General features: G+C 68.2%; 18 protein-coding genes and 1 pseudogene. 7 read left to right on the top strand and 12 right to left on the bottom strand.

From position 1 onward, the window contains the following. The first annotated feature begins 14 nt into the window (after window positions 1-14). Entirely contained in the window at window positions 15-443 is a 429-nt protein-coding gene (locus tag H7I41_RS13150) for a PPOX class F420-dependent oxidoreductase (RefSeq protein WP_264013030.1), read from the top strand. A 3-nt stretch (window positions 444-446) separates the two neighbouring features. On the opposite strand, the gene H7I41_RS13145 is transcribed toward H7I41_RS13150, so the two are convergent. The 3 genes from H7I41_RS13145 to H7I41_RS13135 form a co-directional block, all read right to left on the bottom strand. Continuing rightward, window positions 447-1,202 (bottom strand): SDR family oxidoreductase, encoded by a 756-nt coding sequence (locus H7I41_RS13145; protein ID WP_264013029.1) that lies wholly within the window; start codon window positions 1,200-1,202, stop codon window positions 447-449. Between the two features lie 72 nt (window positions 1,203-1,274). Beyond that, window positions 1,275-2,219, bottom strand: a complete 945-nt coding sequence (locus tag H7I41_RS13140) for a winged helix-turn-helix transcriptional regulator (RefSeq protein ID WP_264013028.1) — start codon at window positions 2,217-2,219, stop codon at window positions 1,275-1,277. Next, entirely contained in the window at window positions 2,216-3,697 is a 1,482-nt protein-coding gene (locus H7I41_RS13135; protein WP_264013027.1) for a carotenoid oxygenase family protein, read from the bottom strand. The genes H7I41_RS13140 and H7I41_RS13135 overlap by 4 nt, the downstream gene beginning before the upstream one ends. Window positions 3,698-3,749: 52 nt before the next feature. Here H7I41_RS13135 and H7I41_RS13130 point away from each other — a divergent pair, with 52 nt between their 5' ends. Then, window positions 3,750-4,970, top strand: coding sequence for an acetyl-CoA acetyltransferase (locus H7I41_RS13130; protein ID WP_264013026.1), 1,221 nt, complete (start codon window positions 3,750-3,752; stop codon window positions 4,968-4,970). Here H7I41_RS13130 and H7I41_RS13125 read toward each other — a convergent pair. From H7I41_RS13125 to H7I41_RS13115, 3 genes are all read right to left on the bottom strand, one after another. Further along, window positions 4,942-5,997 carry an LLM class flavin-dependent oxidoreductase gene (locus H7I41_RS13125; RefSeq protein ID WP_264013025.1) on the bottom strand — a complete coding sequence of 352 codons (1,056 nt, stop codon included), beginning with the start codon at window positions 5,995-5,997 and terminating at the stop codon, window positions 4,942-4,944. The two genes, H7I41_RS13130 and H7I41_RS13125, sit on opposite strands and share 29 nt — an antisense overlap. Window positions 5,998-6,112: 115 nt before the next feature. Then, window positions 6,113-6,571, bottom strand: coding sequence for a carboxymuconolactone decarboxylase family protein (locus H7I41_RS13120; RefSeq protein ID WP_264013024.1), 459 nt, complete (start codon window positions 6,569-6,571; stop codon window positions 6,113-6,115). 45 nt (window positions 6,572-6,616) lie between these two features. Then, the gene (locus H7I41_RS13115) at window positions 6,617-6,835 is read right to left on the bottom strand and encodes a hypothetical protein (protein WP_264013023.1); all 219 of its coding nucleotides are present in this window, start codon (window positions 6,833-6,835) and stop codon (window positions 6,617-6,619) included. A gap of 151 nt (window positions 6,836-6,986) precedes the next feature. Here H7I41_RS13115 and H7I41_RS13110 point away from each other — a divergent pair, with 151 nt between their 5' ends. Continuing rightward, complete coding sequence (locus tag H7I41_RS13110) at window positions 6,987-7,739, top strand: DUF3060 domain-containing protein (protein ID WP_264013022.1); 753 nt, start codon at window positions 6,987-6,989, stop codon at window positions 7,737-7,739. A 3-nt stretch (window positions 7,740-7,742) separates the two neighbouring features. On the opposite strand, the pseudogene H7I41_RS13105 reads toward H7I41_RS13110, so the two are convergent. Then, window positions 7,743-8,165, bottom strand: a pseudogene (locus H7I41_RS13105) (pyridoxamine 5'-phosphate oxidase family protein). A gap of 174 nt (window positions 8,166-8,339) precedes the next feature. Here H7I41_RS13105 and H7I41_RS13100 point away from each other — a divergent pair. Further along, window positions 8,340-8,861 carry a YdcF family protein gene (locus tag H7I41_RS13100; RefSeq protein ID WP_264013042.1) on the top strand — a complete coding sequence of 174 codons (522 nt, stop codon included), beginning with the start codon at window positions 8,340-8,342 and terminating at the stop codon, window positions 8,859-8,861. A gap of 85 nt (window positions 8,862-8,946) precedes the next feature. Here H7I41_RS13100 and H7I41_RS13095 read toward each other — a convergent pair whose 3' ends face one another. Next, window positions 8,947-9,381: a nitroreductase family deazaflavin-dependent oxidoreductase gene (locus H7I41_RS13095; protein WP_264013021.1), complete on the bottom strand. Its 435-nt coding sequence runs from the start codon at window positions 9,379-9,381 to the stop codon at window positions 8,947-8,949. 87 nt (window positions 9,382-9,468) lie between these two features. Between H7I41_RS13095 and H7I41_RS13090 the strand changes: the two genes are divergently transcribed. Then, complete coding sequence (locus tag H7I41_RS13090) at window positions 9,469-10,389, top strand: DMT family transporter (protein WP_264013020.1); 921 nt, start codon at window positions 9,469-9,471, stop codon at window positions 10,387-10,389. 57 nt (window positions 10,390-10,446) lie between these two features. On the opposite strand, the gene H7I41_RS13085 is transcribed toward H7I41_RS13090, so the two are convergent. Continuing rightward, on the bottom strand, window positions 10,447-11,208 hold the full coding sequence (locus H7I41_RS13085) for a ribonuclease T2 family protein (protein ID WP_264013019.1): 762 nt from the start codon (window positions 11,206-11,208) through the stop codon (window positions 10,447-10,449). Between the two features lie 126 nt (window positions 11,209-11,334). Between H7I41_RS13085 and H7I41_RS13080 the strand changes: the two genes are divergently transcribed. Together H7I41_RS13080 and H7I41_RS13075 are read left to right on the top strand one after the other, a co-directional pair. Then, the gene (locus tag H7I41_RS13080) at window positions 11,335-13,410 is read left to right on the top strand and encodes a hypothetical protein (RefSeq protein WP_264013018.1); all 2,076 of its coding nucleotides are present in this window, start codon (window positions 11,335-11,337) and stop codon (window positions 13,408-13,410) included. Further along, window positions 13,400-14,734: an RNA-dependent RNA polymerase family protein gene (locus H7I41_RS13075; RefSeq protein ID WP_264013017.1), complete on the top strand. Its 1,335-nt coding sequence runs from the start codon at window positions 13,400-13,402 to the stop codon at window positions 14,732-14,734. The genes H7I41_RS13080 and H7I41_RS13075 overlap by 11 nt, the downstream gene beginning before the upstream one ends. A gap of 244 nt (window positions 14,735-14,978) precedes the next feature. On the opposite strand, the gene H7I41_RS13070 is transcribed toward H7I41_RS13075, so the two are convergent. The 3 genes from H7I41_RS13070 to H7I41_RS13060 are packed head-to-tail and all read right to left on the bottom strand — an operon-like array spanning window position 14,979 to window position 16,670. Next, on the bottom strand, window positions 14,979-15,377 hold the full coding sequence (locus H7I41_RS13070) for a type II toxin-antitoxin system VapC family toxin (protein WP_264013016.1): 399 nt from the start codon (window positions 15,375-15,377) through the stop codon (window positions 14,979-14,981). Further along, the gene (locus tag H7I41_RS13065) at window positions 15,374-15,619 is read right to left on the bottom strand and encodes a type II toxin-antitoxin system VapB family antitoxin (RefSeq protein ID WP_264013015.1); all 246 of its coding nucleotides are present in this window, start codon (window positions 15,617-15,619) and stop codon (window positions 15,374-15,376) included. Before H7I41_RS13065 ends, H7I41_RS13070 begins: the two co-directional genes overlap by 4 nt. Window positions 15,620-15,662: 43 nt before the next feature. Continuing rightward, complete coding sequence (locus H7I41_RS13060; RefSeq protein WP_264013014.1) at window positions 15,663-16,670, bottom strand: hypothetical protein; 1,008 nt, start codon at window positions 16,668-16,670, stop codon at window positions 15,663-15,665. Window positions 16,671-16,861 lie beyond the last annotated feature (191 nt).

Here is a 16,861-nt window from a genome sequence, read left to right as displayed (position 1 = left end):
GGCATCATGGCCAGATGGCATCCGATTCGTTGAGCGAAGAGGTCATTGCGTTCCTGTCCGAGGGCACCCGCACCGGCAAGCTCGGCTATGTCGCGGCCGACGGCAGGCCCCTCATCGCACCCGTCTGGTTCCTCGTCGAAGGCGGGCAGCTAGTGATCAACACCGGGAAGAGCACCGCGAAGGGCCGTGCGCTGCAACGTGATCCGCGAGTGGTGCTCCTCGTCGACGACGAACGGCCGCCGTTCTCCTTCGTCCAGGTCCAGGGCACCGCGGCGCTCACCGACGACGATCCCGACATCCGCGACATCGCGACGCGGATCGCGACGCGCTACATGGGCGAGGAACTCGGTCCGCAGTACGGAGCCCGCAACGGCGTCCCCGGTGAGCTCGTCGTCCGGATCGCCCCGACCAAGGTGATCGCGGCGTTCGACGTCGCCGACTGACGGCTACCGGGAGGCGACCGTCTCGCGGACCCAGTCGGCGAAGCGGGTGTCGAACAGGGTCGCGCCGTCGCCGGGCACCAGGGTGTCGTCCTCGATGTCCACACCCCAGTAGCGCGCCGCCGGGTCGGTGACGACCGTGCGCGGGTCACCCTTGGCGGCCAGCGCGGTGCGGACGAGCTCGTCGAGGCCGAATCGCTCGGGCCCGCCGATCTCGACGATGCGGTTCTGCGGCTCACCCACGGCGGCGATCGCGACGGCCTCGGCGACATCGGCCGACGCCATCGGCTGCCACTTCGCGTTCGGCAGCCGGACCGTGTCGCCCTCGGTCGCCGAGTCGGCGATGGTGCCGACGAACTCGAAGAACTGGGTGGCATGCACGATCGTGTAAGGCGTTGCGCCGGAGGCGATGAGCTTCTCCTGGGCGAGCTTGGCCTTGAAGTAGCCGCTCTGCGGGGCCAGCCGGTCGGTGCCCACCACCGAAAGCACCACGTGGTGCTTGACGCCGGCCGCAGCCTCGGCGGCGAGCACGTTGGTGGTCGCGGCGGTGAAGAAGTCCATTGCCGCGTCGTCGAGGGTCGGTGAGTTGGAGACGTCGACGACGACGTCGGCGCCGGTGAAGACGTCGGCGAGGCCCTCCCCGGTCACGGTGTTCACGCCGCTGCTCGGCGAGGCGGAGATGGCGTCGTGGCCGTGTTCGGTCAGTTCCTGCACGACTTTGCGGCCGATGAGGCCGGTTCCTCCGATGACGACGATCTTCATGATGGCGTTCCTTCCGCTGTGGCGTCCTTCTCGACCGCCAGAACGGATGGCCGCTCGCGGATTCATCCCGACTCAGGCAGAGCCGAGGTCGACGGCGTCACCGTCGACCGGATGCACCTCGATGCCGTCGCCCGTCAGCGCCGCCGAGCACTGGTCGCACGCCAGCTGCGGCGTGAAGTGGTGGCCGTCGTGGGTCATCAGCAGCGCCGGCCCCTCGGGTGACGAGTAATGGGCCTGCGCCCAGTGGATCGCCGTCGCGACGACGGGGAAGAACGCCCGCCCCTTGGGCGTCAGGTGGTACTCCGACCAGTCGGCGCGCTTCGGGTGGGCGGCGGCCTGCAGCACGCCGATGTCGCAGAACACCCGCAGCCGGTCGGCGATCAGCGCACCGGGCGCCTCGAGTCGGTTCTGGAAGTCGCTGAACCGTCTGGTGCCCAGGAACGCGGCGCCGATCACCGCCGAGGACCACCGGTTGCCGACGATGGCCATCGTGTCGGGGAACAGGCCGGCGGGGTCGCTGCCTGTGCGCCGCCGGGTGGCGGCCCGCGGCACCGAGCGCTGCCAGCCGCCGCTCGGCCCCCACTGCCCGGCGATGTCCTGTGACTCGACGGTCTCACCGCAGTGCGCACAGTGCAGGACGGGTGAGAAGTCGTGGCCACAGTCGCGGTGGTGCATGTCGGGCAGCGCGTCAATGCGGTGGTCGGACCACGTGCGTTCCCACTGCCAGATGGCGACGAGCATCGGCCACAGCGCGCGGCCCTCCGGCGTGGCGACGTATCCCGCGCGCAGTGGCTGCTGCTGGTAGATCTCGCGCTGCAGCAGCCCGTCGCGGACCATGGCCTGCAGCCGGCTCGTGAGCACGGCGTTGGAGATCGGCAGTACCGCGAAGTCGCTGAATCGAGTTGCCCCTAGCAGTGATTCGCGCACCAGCAGCAGGGTCCACTCGTCGCCGAGCAGGGCGAGTGCCCGCCCGATGGCGTTGGTGTCGCCGGCCTGCAGCTCGAAGGGCGAGCTCATCGCATGGTGTGCCACTGCCGCAGCTCGGCTCCGGCCACCCAGGTGGAGTGGGTGCCGCTGCAGACGCGTTCGGGCAGCCGCAGCGTGCAGACCGGGCCGTCGCCGACGCGGGCAGCGTCGTAGACCACGCAGTAGGAGGCGTCGTCGTTCATGTCCATGGTGAGGGTGATCAGGTAGCCGTCGTCCTCGCCGGTCGAGCCGACCCGCGGCGCCACGGCGGTCTCACTGCCGAACACGCCGTCGCCGAACGTGATCCGCTCCTCGGTGCCGGCCCGCAGGTCGTGTTTGACCAGGCCGTCGAAGAGGAACCAGCCGGGCTTGCCGGTGGCGGCGTAGACGTAGCGGTAGTCGCGGGTCTGGTAGTCGCCGTTGATCATCCCGAATTCGGTGAGGTGGTCGCCGAGGCGCTCCTCGGTGGCCGTGCCGGTCGTCACATTGAACCGCCAGCGGTGCAGCCGGGACTCGAAGGCGTCGAGCGCGAGGTACCGGTAGGCGGCGTCCTCCAGGGACTTCGCGCCTTTGGTGGACGGCGACGGGTTGCCCTGGAAAAAGCCGTCGAGGACGATCTCGTCGCCGTCCTCGTAGGCGTTGGTGAAGTGCAGCACGTAGGTGGGGTCGGTCTCGAACCACATCACCTTCGACTGGTCGCCGCGGCGCGGAACGACGGCGAAGCGCGACGGCAGGTCGGGGTGCCATGCCGGGGCATGCACGTCGTGCTTGAGCAGTTCGGGCGACCAGAACAGCGGGAAGTCGTTGAGTATCACGTAGTTCTCGGTGTAGGCCATGTCGTGCGGCATGCGCGGGCCGGGCAGCGGGACGTCGGTGGTGTGCAGCAGGTTGCCGTCCTTGTCGACGGCGCCGTAGCGCAGGTACGGCTCCTCCTTGCTGTAGCTGAAGAACAGCAGTTCGCCCGTGACGGGGTCGACCTTCGGGTGCGCCGAGACGCCCCACTCGGGGACCCAGTCCTCCTTGCCCGCGGTGTCGGCGGTGAACGGGTCGACCCGGTAGAGGTCGCCGCACATGTAGAAGCTCGACAGCGCCATGCCGCGGTGCACCACGATGTCGGTGCTCGAGGCGTCCTTCATCCGGGTGCGGGCGCCCCAGCCGTCGTCCCGCCTGGCCGATCCCGGCATCTCGAGGAAACCGGCCCACAGCGATTCGCCGGCGTCCTGTTCGGCGAGGAAGCCGTCGGTGCGGACGAACCTGTTGCGGTAGTTGGCCGTTCCGTTGTGGAACTCGACGAGGTGGATCATGCCGTCGCCGTCGAAGGGGTGATAGTTCTCGATCGGCGGGTGCAGCGGGTTCTCGGTGTTGCGCAGGTAGACACCGTCGAGGTTGGCGGGGATCTCGCCCTGGACGACGTCGAGGTCGTCGGCGCGCCACTCGTTGAGCTGAGGGCGCCACGGCCCGGTGCGGTAGCGGTGGGCGTCGTCCGCGGGCAGCGTCGACGCGTAGGTGTTGAGCAGTTCGACCCGCATGAGACTCAAACTATGGTTGACAGAGTCACTCTGTCAACTGAACCATAGGGGTATGGCTGAGGACATCTGGATCGTCGGGGCGTACCAGAGCGATTTCGCCCGCAACCTGACGCGCGAGGGCCGTGACTACGCCGACCTCGCGCGGGAGGTGGTCGACGGGACGCTGGCGTCGTCCGGCCTGAGCGGTCGGGACGTCGGGACGGTGCACGTAGGCAACGCCTTCGGCGAGATGTTCAGCGCGCAAGGGCATCTCGGGGCGATGCCGGCGACGGTGAACGACCAGTTGTGGGGTGTGCCCGCGTCGCGGCACGAGGCGGCGTGCGCGTCGGGCAGCGCGGCGGTGCTCGGCGCGGTCGCGGAGTTGCGGGCGGGCTTCCACGAGGTGGCGCTCGTCGTCGGCCTGGAGCTGGAGAAGACGGTGCCCGGCCGGGTCGGCGCGCAGTACCTGGGGGCGGCGGCGTGGACGGGACACGAGAGCGTCGACGCGGACAACATGTGGGCGTATGTGTTCTCGAGGGTGGCCGACGAGTACGACCGGCGGTGGGGGCTCGACCACGCACACCTGCATGCGATCGCTTCGACGAACTTCGCTGCCGCCAAGCGCAATCCGAATGCACAGACGCGGGTGTGGTCGCTGCCGGACCTGACGGTGGACGGTGACGACGACGAGGCGAATCCCAGGGTCGAGGGACGGCTGCGGCGGTCGGACTGCACGCAGTTGACCGACGGCGGCGCGGGCGTGGTGCTGGTGACCGACACCTATCTGCGGACGAACCCGGCGGTGCGGCCGCTGGCGCGGATCAGGGGGTGGGGTCACCGCACGGTCGGGTTGGGCCTGACGCAGAAGCTGGGACGGGATCCGGAGTCCCCGTACGTGATGCCGCACGTGCACGCCACGGTGCAGGATGCGTTCGGCCGGGCGCAGGTGCGTCTCGACGACGTCGACGGCTTCGAGGTGCACGACTGCTTTACGCCGAGTGAGTACATGGCGATCGACCACATCGGGCTGACGGGCCCGGGCGAGTCGTGGAAGGCGATCGAGAACGGCGACATCGCACTCGGCGGGCGGTTGCCGATCAATCCGGGCGGCGGGCTGATCGGTGGCGGCCATCCGGTCGGTGCGACCGGAGTGCGGATGCTGGTGGACGCCGCCAGGCAGGTGAGCGGGACGGCGGGCGAGTATCAGGTCGAGGGCGCCCGGACATTCGCCACGTTGAACTTCGGCGGCAGCACGGCGACGACGATCAGCTTCGTGGTGGGGGCGCCGGGCTGAGTTCCGCCTCGCGAATCCGGGGCAGCACCTCCTGCGCCACCAACTCCAGGTGTCGCATGGCGCGGTCGTGTCCGATCCGCGGTATCCGGTACCAGAACACCACCTCATGGAACGGAGCCGCGGCGCGTATCTCGCGGAGGCGGCGTGCAATGTTCTCGGGGGTGTCGACGAGCATGGACTCCCGGCGCCACGGCGTGTCCGAGTCTGCTTTGACACCGACTTTCGACGGGTCGCCCGCCCAGTTCTCGTACTGGCGGTACTGATACTCGATCGCGCTGCGGTAGAACGTCTCCCAGTCCCGCTCAGGATCCTCGGACGCCCAAAGCGGCACATTGATCGTGAATCGGAAGTCGTCGAGGGTGCGGCCGTGCTGCTGCATCGCCGGCGCCAACCGGTCCGACCACAGCTCCGCGAATGCGTGATCGGGGTCGAAGAAGTCCACCGGGATGACGCCGTCGGCCAACCGTGCGGCCCGGTCGAAGACCCGCCGCGCGCCGCCGCCCAGGTACACCGGAATCCGCTCCTGCACCGGCCGCGGCAACACGGGCACGTCGGTCCCGCCCGGCCCGTCGGGCAGCGTCCCGTCCGCGAACCCCTGACGCAGGAATCGCAGCCCGCGCTCCATCATGTCGCCACGGCTGCCGAAGTCCACGCCGAACAGGTCGAACTCGCGCGAGTAACCACCGGCGGCCACCCCGAGCGACAGGCGTCCACCGCTGAGCAGATCGGCGACGATCGACTGCTCGACGACGTGGCGCCACGGATGCAGGGGGAGCAGCAGCGCATTCGTCATCAACCGGATCCGCTCGGTCGCCACGCCGAGTGCGGCGAGCACCGGCAGTTGTGCGGGCAGATAGCCGTCGTCGACGCCGTGCTGTTCGGTGGTGGCGAACGAACTGAAGCCCAACTGATCGGCGAGCCGAGCCTCGGCGAGCGCCTCGCCGTATCGTCGCCGGCCTTCCCGGTCGCCGGGTTCCGGCCGGAAGTCCGTCCACACGCCTAGCTCCATTGCCGTCAGCGGGGTCACCGGAACCGTCCTTTCGCGTCTGCGGGTCGCGCAGCCGACGACTGCCGTGTCGTCGCTGGTATCTGCAACGACAGGCGCGGTTCGGTATTCCTCCCGGCGCCGGCCGGTCGGCGGCCTAGTCGGGCTTGACGGGGTGACGGCTGAGGATCGACACCCGGTTGAACGCGTTCATGGCGGTGGCGACCCAGATGACGGCGGAGAGTTCGTCGTCGTCGAGAACCTCGCGCGCGCGGGCGTATTCACGCTCGGCGGTGTCGTGGTCGGGCAGTGTGGTGGTGATCTCGGCGAGGCGGAGCGCGGCCCGCTCGCGGTCGTCGAACAGTTCGGTGTCACGCCAGACCGACAGTGTCGCAAGCTGTTTGACGCTCACGCCGGCGCCACTCGCGCGTCGGACGTGCACCTCGAGGCAGGACGGGCAGCCGTTGATCTGCGACACCCGCACGTTGATGAGTTCGATGAGGCCGCGCGACATGCCTGCGTCCTTGGCCGCGGAGGTGACGCTGGTCGCGACACCGATCAGCGCCTTGTAGGCCTCGGGTGTCTGCTTGTCGATGTGCAGGTGCGCGGTGTCCACCGCGCCGATGCTACGCAGAGTTGCCCGCCGCGAAGGCGAGCGTGGCTAAACCGCGATGCGGGCGAAGAACGCGCCGGCGACAATGCCGATGATGATCGCGACGGTGGTCTGGCCCATCATGACGGCGACCACGACGCCGGAGATCGCGGCGACGACACCGATGATCGCCAGAACGAAGCCGAACACCCAGCGCGGATCCAGCGGGGCACGGTCATGCGCAGCAACTGAGTGCGAGGAGAGTGACCCGTGGTTCAGGGCGTCCATCAGCGGCCTTTCCGTTGTGGTGGCGAACACAATTAAACGTGTTCGTGATCAGGATCACAACTAGATCATCTAACGATGTTGCCGCCGGAATGAACAGTCCGCCAAGCGCTTCAGCCCCGCCGTTGATCTAGATGTGGGAACATCTGCGGTTATGGACCCGAACGACGACCCGGAAGCCCGGATTCGCGACCTCGAGCGTCCGTTGGCCGACCGCGCGCAGAACTCCGAACTGGGCACACAGTCCTACTCGACGCCGTACCCGACCGACCCGTACACCACCCAGCCGTACACCACCCAGCAGCAGTACTACCCGCCCCCGCCTCCCCCGCCCGGCTACCCGGCCCCGTATCCGATGGCGCCGACGGTGTCGCATTCGAGTTCGAAGGCGGGGTGGGCCGTCTTCGCGGCGGTCGTGGTCATGCTGGTGATCGCCGGTGCCGGCGCACTCATCTACTTCGCGATGCGCCCCGCCGACGGGCCCTCGTCCGGCAACCCGACGGTGGCCGGCGGCGGCGGTCTGCTCGATGAGCCGCAGGTGCCGCAGATCCCGTCGATGCCGGTGCTGCCGAGCGGGATCCCCGGCATGCCGACCGGGCTACCGGGGATGCCGGGAACCAGCGAGACGCTCGAGGCGGGCCCGGGCGAGTCGGTGAACGTGTCCGGGGTTCAGACCGTCACGACGGTCAACTGCGACGACGGCACCGTGAACGTCAGCGGCGTGGCGAACGTCGTGACGATCACGGGCGAATGCGCGGCAGTGATCGCGTCGGGCGTCAACAACGAGATCACGGTCGACTCGTCGGCGCAGATCAGTGCCTCGGGCTTCGACAACACGATCATCTACAAGTCGGGGTCGCCGGAAATCGGCTTCGCGACCGACTCGAATGTCATCAGGCAGGGCTGACGCTCACCCCTCCTTGGTGTAGTCGGTGCTGAGCCAGCGCGTGGGCCGCATCCGGATGAGGACCGATGTGTCGGTGAGGTTCTGGTCGGTGAACTAGTTGCCTTCTTCTTCGCCGAGGTAGCGGATGGCGATCTTGCGCACGGCCTCGTCGGTGGCGGACTCGATGGCGGTGACGTCGCCCTCTGCGGTGACGTAGCGGTAGGGCGGCTGCTCGTCCTGGGCGGTGATCGCGAAGCGGCCCGCGTCGCGAATGAGCTTGAGCTTGACGGACTCCGCCTCGGTCCAGAGCACGACTTCGCCGCCCGGCTCGTACCAGTACCAGATGGGCACGACCAGTGGAGCGCGGTCGGGCCGCTCGACGCCGATCACTCCCACGTGCAGTTCGGACAGGTAGGTCTCGCGCTCGTCGCTCGTCATCTTCGCCATGCCGGTGCCAACGAATGTGGCGCCGGTCTCATTCCTGTGTAACAACAGCCCCTCGAGGCACGATCACAACATCAGTAACTGTCAAGATCATCGGGTCGGCGTGTCGGGGAGGTCGGGGTGCGGAACGGGTGGAAGGCCGCCTTGGGTGCGGTCGCACTGGCGGCTGCCGCGGTGATGGGTGGCGTCTCGGCGCCCGTCGCGCAGGCGCAGCCCGCGGCGGCGACGAAGGACTTCAGGAAGCCGGCGATCGTCATCCTCGGATACGGGCTGAACCCGGACGGGTCGATGCGCACGATCCTGCGGCGCCGGGTGTTGACGGGTTTGACGGTGGCGCAGTTCTTTCCGCAGTCGCCGGTGATCGTCACCGGTGGCAATCCGCGCAACGGCGTGACCGAAGCCGCGCAGATGCGGCAGATGCTGACGATGCTCGGACTGCCGCCGAACCGGATCATCGTCGAGGACCGGGCGAACAGCACGGTCCAGAACGCCCGGTTCTCCGTGCCGCTTGCCAAGAACGCCGGAGCGACGGGAATCATCCTGGTGACGTCGTCGACGCATCAGGATCGTGCGGACACGAACTTCATCGACGCCGGGGGCAACGTGCTCGCCACGGTGAGCTACCCGGACGGCAGCCCGCAGACCAACGTCTTCCAGTTCGCACGCGACGCGATCAGTCCGTTCATCGGCATCAGTTAGCGCCCCCGTGCGTTGACTTTGCACTGAGGGCGCCGAAGTACGAGTAGCGGGCGCCCTGGAAGCAAAGTCAATGGCTGGCCGCCCGCTAAGCGACGGGCGCGAGCTCGAAGATCGGGATGACGCGGTCAGTGCGCTTCTCGTACTCGGCGAAGCCCGGCGCGCGCTCCTTGACGATCTCCCACACCCGGTCGCGCTCGTCCCGCGCCAGCTCGTGGGCGGTGTAAGGCCTGCGCGGCTTGTCGCCGATCTCGACGGTGACGGCGGGGTTCGCGCGCAGGTTGAACACCCAACCCGGGCTGGCGTCGCGGCCGGCGGCGGAGCCGACGACGTAGAGCTTGTCGTCGACGTCGAAGTAGGCGATCAGGCTTTCCCGCTCGGTGCCGGACTTGGCGCCGGTCGAGGTCATGATGATCAGCGGAAAGCCCTCGAACTGGCCGCCCACCTTGCCACCGTTGTTGCGGAACTCCTCGATGTTCTGTCGGTTGAACTCGCGCTCGGACTGCATGTCGTCGTCGGCCATCCCTCGATGGTGGCACGGCGCGCTTGGCGCATACCAGTGCGCATAAAACCGTTTGTCGCGTCGTCACCGCCCGTGGTGGAGTTGGCCGTGCGCTCCGACACCGCCGACCGGCTCGCGATCGCTGCCGCCGTCGTCACCGTCCTGCTGTGGGGATCTGCCTTCGTCGTCATCCGGGCGGTCGGCACGGAGTTGTCGCCGGGGCCGCTCGCGTTCGTGCGCCTCGTCGTCGGCGCCGTCCTGCTGGTCGGCATCGCGCTCGCGTACCGCCGGGTGTCGATTCCCCGCGGCCGCGCCCTGGCGCTGATCGCCGGCTACGGGCTGCTGTGGTTCGCCGGGTACATAGTGGTATTGAACTGGGCAGAACAGCATCTCGACGCCGGAACCGCCGCCCTGCTGGTCAACTTCGCCCCCGTCATCGTCGCGGTCCTCGCGGGACTGTTCCTCGGCGAGGGGTTCCCGCGGCAACTGATCGCGGGCATCGTCATCGCGTTCCTCGGTGTCGCGCTGATCGCGGTGTCGGGTTCGGGTGGCGCCGAGAACGACTGGCTGGGCGTGGTTCTCGGCCTACTCGCCGCGGTGCTGTACGCGGCGGGTGTGCTGCTGCAGAAGGTCACGCTGCGCACGGTCGACGCGATGACCGCGACCTGGCTCGGCTGTGTCGTGGGCATGGTGGCGACGCTTCCCTTCGCCCCGCAGGCGATCGACGAGATGCGGGCGGCCTCCGCCGGCGCCGTGGCGGGTGCGGTGTACCTCGGCATCGGGCCGACCGCGGTGGCATTCACGACGTGGGCCTTCGCGCTGAGCCGCACGAACGCCGGGGCGATGGCCGCGACGACGCTGGCGGTCCCGGCGGTGGCCATCGCCGTCTCGTGGGTGTTCCTCCGGGAGATCCCCACCGCGCTGGCACTGGTCGGTGGGGCGCTGGCGTTGGCCGGTGTCGCACTCACCCGCCGACGGCCCGCGCCATCACTCAAGCACGAGTCGATTGACGAGTCCGCCGGTCGCTGAGCAGATCTCGGCACACAAACGTCCCGCGCGCGTCAACATGTGTTGACGGACGCAGTCTCACAACACGCTGCCGTGCCTGCACTGCGCGGGCATCGGCGGACCCTCGCGCAGCGACTCCGCCAAGGACACGGCTCCGTCGGAGTCCCGCAGCGCGACCACCGGCGGCAGGGACAGCCGCACCTCGACGACGACGGCTCCCGCGCCGGCCGCGTTCCGGCAGTCCAGCCCGACCCGCTCACCGGTCCCCGCGCCGAAGGTGTCATCGACACGCGCACGGACCGCGGCCAGTGTCAGCCGCCCGCCCGGCGCGTCGCGCAGCACCGGGTCGAGGACCTCGCGCGCCTCGTCGGTGAGCGTCGTCGCATCACCGAAGTAGGAGTCCGGCGAGACCCCCGCGCACGTCCCGTGGGTGTACCACTCATGGTGCACCAGCGACGCCGTGTCGACCGTCGTCGACCGCAGCCGGTCCCGGGTCTGTTCCGACAACTGCACGGGCGGCAGCTCGGACTCCCTGTCCCGCAACTGCTCTGGCAATCCGCAGTACTGACGGTCGCGCGGCTGCGGCCACAGGCCGTGCAGCACCAGCGTCCGGCCCACCGTGTCGACCTCGCCGGATTCGCACGCATCGTTCTGCGGTTCGACGGTGCAGAAGCTGGGCGCCCAGGTGAGCACCAGCCAACTCGCGGCACTCTCGTCGGTCACCAGCGCCGACGGGTTCGGCGTCCGGTCGAGCACGGTCACGCTGTAGGTGACGGCGGCGACGACGACCGCGGCCAGCGCCGCGGAAATCGACAATACGGCTGCGTCACTCCGCCGCATGGCGCACCCTTCTAGGCAGGGAAAAGCAGGTCACCCGAGGCACCAGCCTCCCACGGCAACGCCTCGTCGTTGCGCGATCGTCGACGAAAGGTGTGCGGACGTGTCGCCGTCGTGGAGGAACAACGGGTGAACGACATCGACCGGTGGTTCGACCGCACCGGCCGCCGCAGGCAACGCACGGTCTCGCTGTACGCCTGCCTGCTGACCGGCAGGATGTTCGAGTACTTCCGCTATCGCCTGCGCTACGCGCTGGTGGTGGACGGCATCGCGTTCGTCGTCCACGTCGCCGAGTTCCTGATCATCCTCACCGCACTCGGTGGGCTGGCGGCGTTCACGGTGATGATCCTGCGCGTCGGCAGCCTCATCGTCAGCGGCGCCTGGTGGGGGCTGCTGGAGGTGATGCGCGAACGTCTGCGCGCGTTCTCCCTGACCCGCGACCGCGACGCCGTCGAACGCGAGATCGGCAGCTGGCTGGTGCTGTCGGTGATCGCGGCGACCACCGTGGCCGTCGCCGGCGCGGTGGTGGTGCTGTCGCTGCTGCCCTCCGACGGCGACCCGATGGGAATGCTCTACGCGTTCCTGGTCGTCATCGAGCTCGCGCTGCGAATGCCGGTGCGGGTACTGCACTCCGGCATGTTCGCCACCCGGCGGATCTGGCGGCCGCTGTGGTCGCTGTTCGCCCCGACCGTCGTGCAGGTCGTCGTGATCGGCGCCGGGGCGTTGTTCTATCCGACAGCCGCGGTGGTGGTCGCGATCATCGCCTCCAATGCGCTCTCCATCTGGATCACCGTCCACTACACGTTGCGGCTGTACCGGCTCAACGGCGTCACGCCGAGTCACCGGGCGGCACGGCCGCTGCGTGCGCGCCTGCCCTCGATCCCGTTCCGGCAGGGCCTGGACACCACGCTGGCGGGGCTCGGCCTGCGGCTGGACGCCATCGCCGTGCTCGCGATCGCCGGGATCTACGGCACCAGTACGCGCTCGTTCGATCTGACGGCCGGATTCGAGGCATGGCGCGACATCGACGCCTTTCAGTTCTTCTACCTGGTGCTCCCGCTGTTGCGCGGCGCTTACGAGGCCACGGCCGTGTTCTACTTCGATTTCGTTCGGCTGCGGCGCATTCCGGCGCTGCGGGAGTACCGGTTGTTCTTCTTCCACCGGCTCCTGCTCGTCACGCCAGTGGTCACGCTGTACTTCTGGGGGCTGGCCTTGATGTTGGGGCTGTTCGTGCTGCCCGGCATCCCGTTCGGGTTCCTGCTGGCGCTGCTGCCGCTGTTCATCGTGCGCAGCTTCATCGGCACCTATCAGATCCGGCTGTTCGCCGAGGGCCGGTTCCACGCACTCAACCTGACCATCGTGTTCTCCGGATTGCTGTTCGTGCTCGTGTGGATCGACGTGAATCCCGCCTCCGACCTCCTCGAGTTGACCGCGGCGATGATCGTCCTGCTGATCGTGCACCTCAATGTCCAGCACCTCGAGGACCGCAGGCCACCGCCGGCCACCCAGCTGCCGCTCGGCGACTGGATCCGCGCACTGGCCGCCGAGTCGGGGCCGGTGCGTGCCGGAACCATTACCGTTCCGGAGTGGATTCCGCAGCGGCAGCGGTCAGCCGCGGCCGATACGATGCGAAACACGTTGACGGGCAGTGGGTGTCTTGCGTTTTACTCGCCGACGTCTCTGGTCTTCTACCAGCGTGAGTCGGCGATCGACCCGGACCGGCAACCCCATCTCGAGGTGCAGACCGTCACCGGTGGCGCCGCGAACAGGGGCCGGTACTGGCAGGACCCGGCAGCTGACGGGCGTGACGCACTCGACCGCATCGTCACCGCCCAGTGGATCAAACCCATTGCGGGAGTGCCGCGCGCACCGCAGAGCCCGGACCACCTCGGGCCGGAGTTCCTCGACATCTTTCCCGACGGGACGGTCGCCGACCTGGACACCCGCGCGGGCGCCCGGATCATGCGGACGCTCGACGAGGACCTGGTCCCGGCGATCCTGCCGTCGGCCATGAAGAGCCTCGACGACGACGCGTTGGTGGTGTCGGTGGCGGGCCGCTGGCTGTCGCCGATCTTCCACGAGAACAAGGTGCGGATGATCTTCCTGCTGCCGCCGGACCCCGAGCCGGCGCCGTTCCAGCGCTGGCTGCGGACACTGCGGGCGTGGCGACTCGGCCAGTGGGACGGCGCCGGCCATGGCGCTTGAACCCGTCGACATCGACCGCTGCCTGGTCGACCCTGCGACGTACGAGTCCACGATCCTCCGCATCTACGCCAAGCGCAACGAGCAGGGCCTCGGCTTCAACGAGGTGTCCTCTGGCGTCAGCTATTTCGACGCAGCGACGGACCGCAAGAAGCTGTCCCGCGCCATCGCCACCAGCATCGCCGACGGCACCTACCGGCCCCAGCCCGTCGACCTGTGGTTCCTCGCAACCGGCGGCAAGCGCCGCACCGCCCACCTGGCGGGCTTCGTCGACCACGTCGTCGGTTCGGCGCTGTTCAAGGTGTTGTCGAACAACGCCCGCTGCTACGGGCTGCCGGGTGTCTGGTCTTACCTGCCGGGCTTGACGAACGTCGGGGCGATGCGGGCGTTCGCCGCGTTCATCCGTGCTCACCGCGAGCGGGTCGGGCCGAGGGGCGGGCCGCTGTACGTGCTGCAGTCCGACTTCGAGAAGTATGGCGACAACCTGCCGGTCGGCCCGGACGCCGCGCTGTGGCACACGTTGCGAGAGGTGGCGTCACTGGGTAGTTCTCGCGGTGAGATCGGCAGTGCTGCCTGGGATCTGATCACCACGCTGGTGCGTCCGGTGGTGCGCGACGAGGACGGCTCCGAGTTCACCCGCCTCAACGGCGTCGCGATGGGCACTCCCCTGGTTCCCCTGCTGGGTAACCTCGCCGTCGTGCCGATGGACCGGGCGCTCAGCGACCTCGACGGCGTGTTCTACGCCCGCTACAACGACGACTTCATGATCGCCCACCCCGACCTGGCGGTGATCCAGGAGGCGGACGTCCGCATCGACGCGCTGGTCGCGGAGCTGGGGGTGAAGCGGAAGCTGAGCAAGGAGATCCGCACGGCGCTCAGCGGGAACGGCCGCCCGTGCACGGTTGACCCGGCGTATGGCGGCCGGGACCGGATCGACTGCCTCGGCATGTCGGTGACGTCGGCCGGCACGGTCACGCTGGGCCCGCATCGGTTGCGGCGCTTCGTCGCCCGCATCGCGGCGCGGATCGACGGGGCCGCGCCGACGCTGGCGCAGATGACGGTGCGTGAGCGCGCCCGCCACCTGGTGGCGGCCACCAACGTCATGCTGGACACGACGAGCCCGTTCGCGGTGGCCGGGTTGTCGGCGCTGCTCGACGCGGTCACCGACCGGGGCTCGCTGAAGGACGTCGACTACCGGATCGCCCGCAAGATCGCGCAGGCCGCGACGGGCATCCCTGGGGTTCGGGGCTTCCGGCAGCTCCCACCGGAGGTGCTGTATCGCGAGCTGGGCCTGGTGTCGCTGGTGGCGCTGCGCAATGCGCGATGACCTTGCGGAAGGCGTCGGCGCGCGGCTAGCTTGAGGATGGCGCGGATCCCGCACGTGTGCGGACATCCCGAGAGACCACAGAGGTTGCGGCTTTCGGTCTCTCTTTTTCGGCGTTTTTTCCCGCGCCCCCTACTTGTCGTGCGGCCGACTGGCCCACGGTCAACGCCCGCAGTCGTCAACTTATGTTGACGCCCGCGGGTGTTCACTGGCCTCGGGGACGCCACAAAGGGCTGCTCGGCTCCGTCTACTGCTCGAGCGCGGACGCTATGCCCGTGTGCCCGAAATCGTTGCCCTTCCATAGCAGCGGCTCACGTGTTTCGAGTGCCAGCGCGTACGAAAGGCAGTCGCCGAAGTTCAAGCCGGCAGGATGGCCGCTTCCCCTGCCGAAGTCCGAATAAGCCTGTCGGGCCAGCCGGGCGTGGTGCTCGGTCACCGGCTCGATGAAGAACTCCGCCTCCGCGAGTAATTCGTCCAAGCTTCTGCTGATCACCGGATCTCGGTGCTGATCGATCACGATCCCGCACTCGAGGTAGCTCGCAGCCGACAGTCGTCTCACACGTGCTGCGGCGATGGCATGAGCGTAGGTCGCTGCGTCTTCTTCATCGGTGAGGATGGCGACGATGGCAGACGTATCCACGATCATGAGGGCAGTCCCCGCTCGTCGTAGAGCAAGGCGCCGTGGTCGAGTGTCTTCGCATCGACACTCATGCGGCTCGCGCTCTTGCGGCCGATCGCCAAAAGACGGGCGGCGAGTTGGTCTTCCTCCAGCCTGGCCAGCCGCTCGCGCACAGCCGTCGCAACGGCCTGTGCCTGAGACTCCCCGGTCATCGCACTTATCCTCTTGACCGCGTCGTGCACCGCGGCGTCTTTGATGTTCAGTGCCATGGGTACCTTTCTACCTGCCGAATGGTACCATTTGCGAGACACGCTACGCGGGCTGAGCATCGGCGCATCGCACCTGGTTGCACGCCTCGCGGAAGCGAGCCCATTCGCTCGCGGTCGGTCGTACGCCGCAGTCGTCGAGGGCGTCGGAGCTGACAACGAATCCCGGCGCAAGAGGGGCCAGTAAACCCGCGAGCTGGGCGATATGCCCGGCCGGGCTGTCCTCGAAGCTCTCGAAAACCCTCTCTCGGAGCCACGTCTCCGCTGTATCGATGCCCGCGATCGGGTCCACTTCGGGTAGGCGCAAAGCGCCGCCGCATTGGCTGACCTGCTTCTCGTAGCGATCCTCCCAGACCTCGGTGTGCCACCCGGCCCAGAGCTCGGGCAGTGCCCGAAAGAAACCCATCGTGTCGGCGGTCTGCCAGGCCCCCAGCGTCTTTCGTTGCACGTCGATGTGAGCCCCGCCTTCAGGGATCTTGCCGAGTCTTATTCGGCCGATACCCGGGCCGGGCAGCTTGTCCAGCAACGCCGGCCCGTGCCACGCCTTGCTGAGGTGCCACCACAGCGGCCAGAAACGCAACTTGCCGTCACCATCCACCACTGAAATCAAATGGCACAGGTGCTTTCGACCGCGAGCGAGCTTCAACGTCGGCTGACGGTCCCATTCGACGGTTCGCAACTGGACCCCGACGTAGTCCGCCAGCTCCTCGGTGCCGTCGTACGCCCAGCCGATCTCGTACCCGGGCCACACGGTGGCGAGCACGCTCATCAATGCACGGCGCTCGCTCATCTCCACCATCAATGGTTCGCCGAAGAACAGGACCCTGCAACGGTCGAGATCCACCACCGCGCCGCCGTCGGCCCACATCGGGTCGCACCATTCGTCCTTCTCGCATCGCCGCAGCGAAGCTGCATATCGCAGCGCGAGTTGCGGTCCGCCGATCAGCGCGTCGAGCATGCGGCAGCCTCCCCAGTGGGAGTAGTAGAGCTGCCAATCACCGTCTTCCACGATGACGAAGTTCGCCCTGTTGCCCATCGCTTCCCCGATCCTCATGACGCGGTCACGCCGACGACGTCGTTGAGGCAAGTGTCGATCGAGGGTCGGACAACTCGAGGCGTGAACGGGTTGGTACGGCCTGCGACTGTGGATAACTTCCGGGATCACGCTCGTCGGCCCGCCGGCACCGCCTTCGACGGCACTGGTGCGATCTTGTCCGCTGTGGAGCACAATGCCGGATACTCGTC

It is taken from the genome of [Mycobacterium] manitobense (assembly GCF_025821665.1).
Lineage (GTDB): Bacteria > Actinomycetota > Actinomycetes > Mycobacteriales > Mycobacteriaceae > Mycobacterium > Mycobacterium arseniciresistens.
Note: the sequence above shows the minus strand (reverse complement) of the source record. Positions and strands in the feature narration are given on the sequence as shown.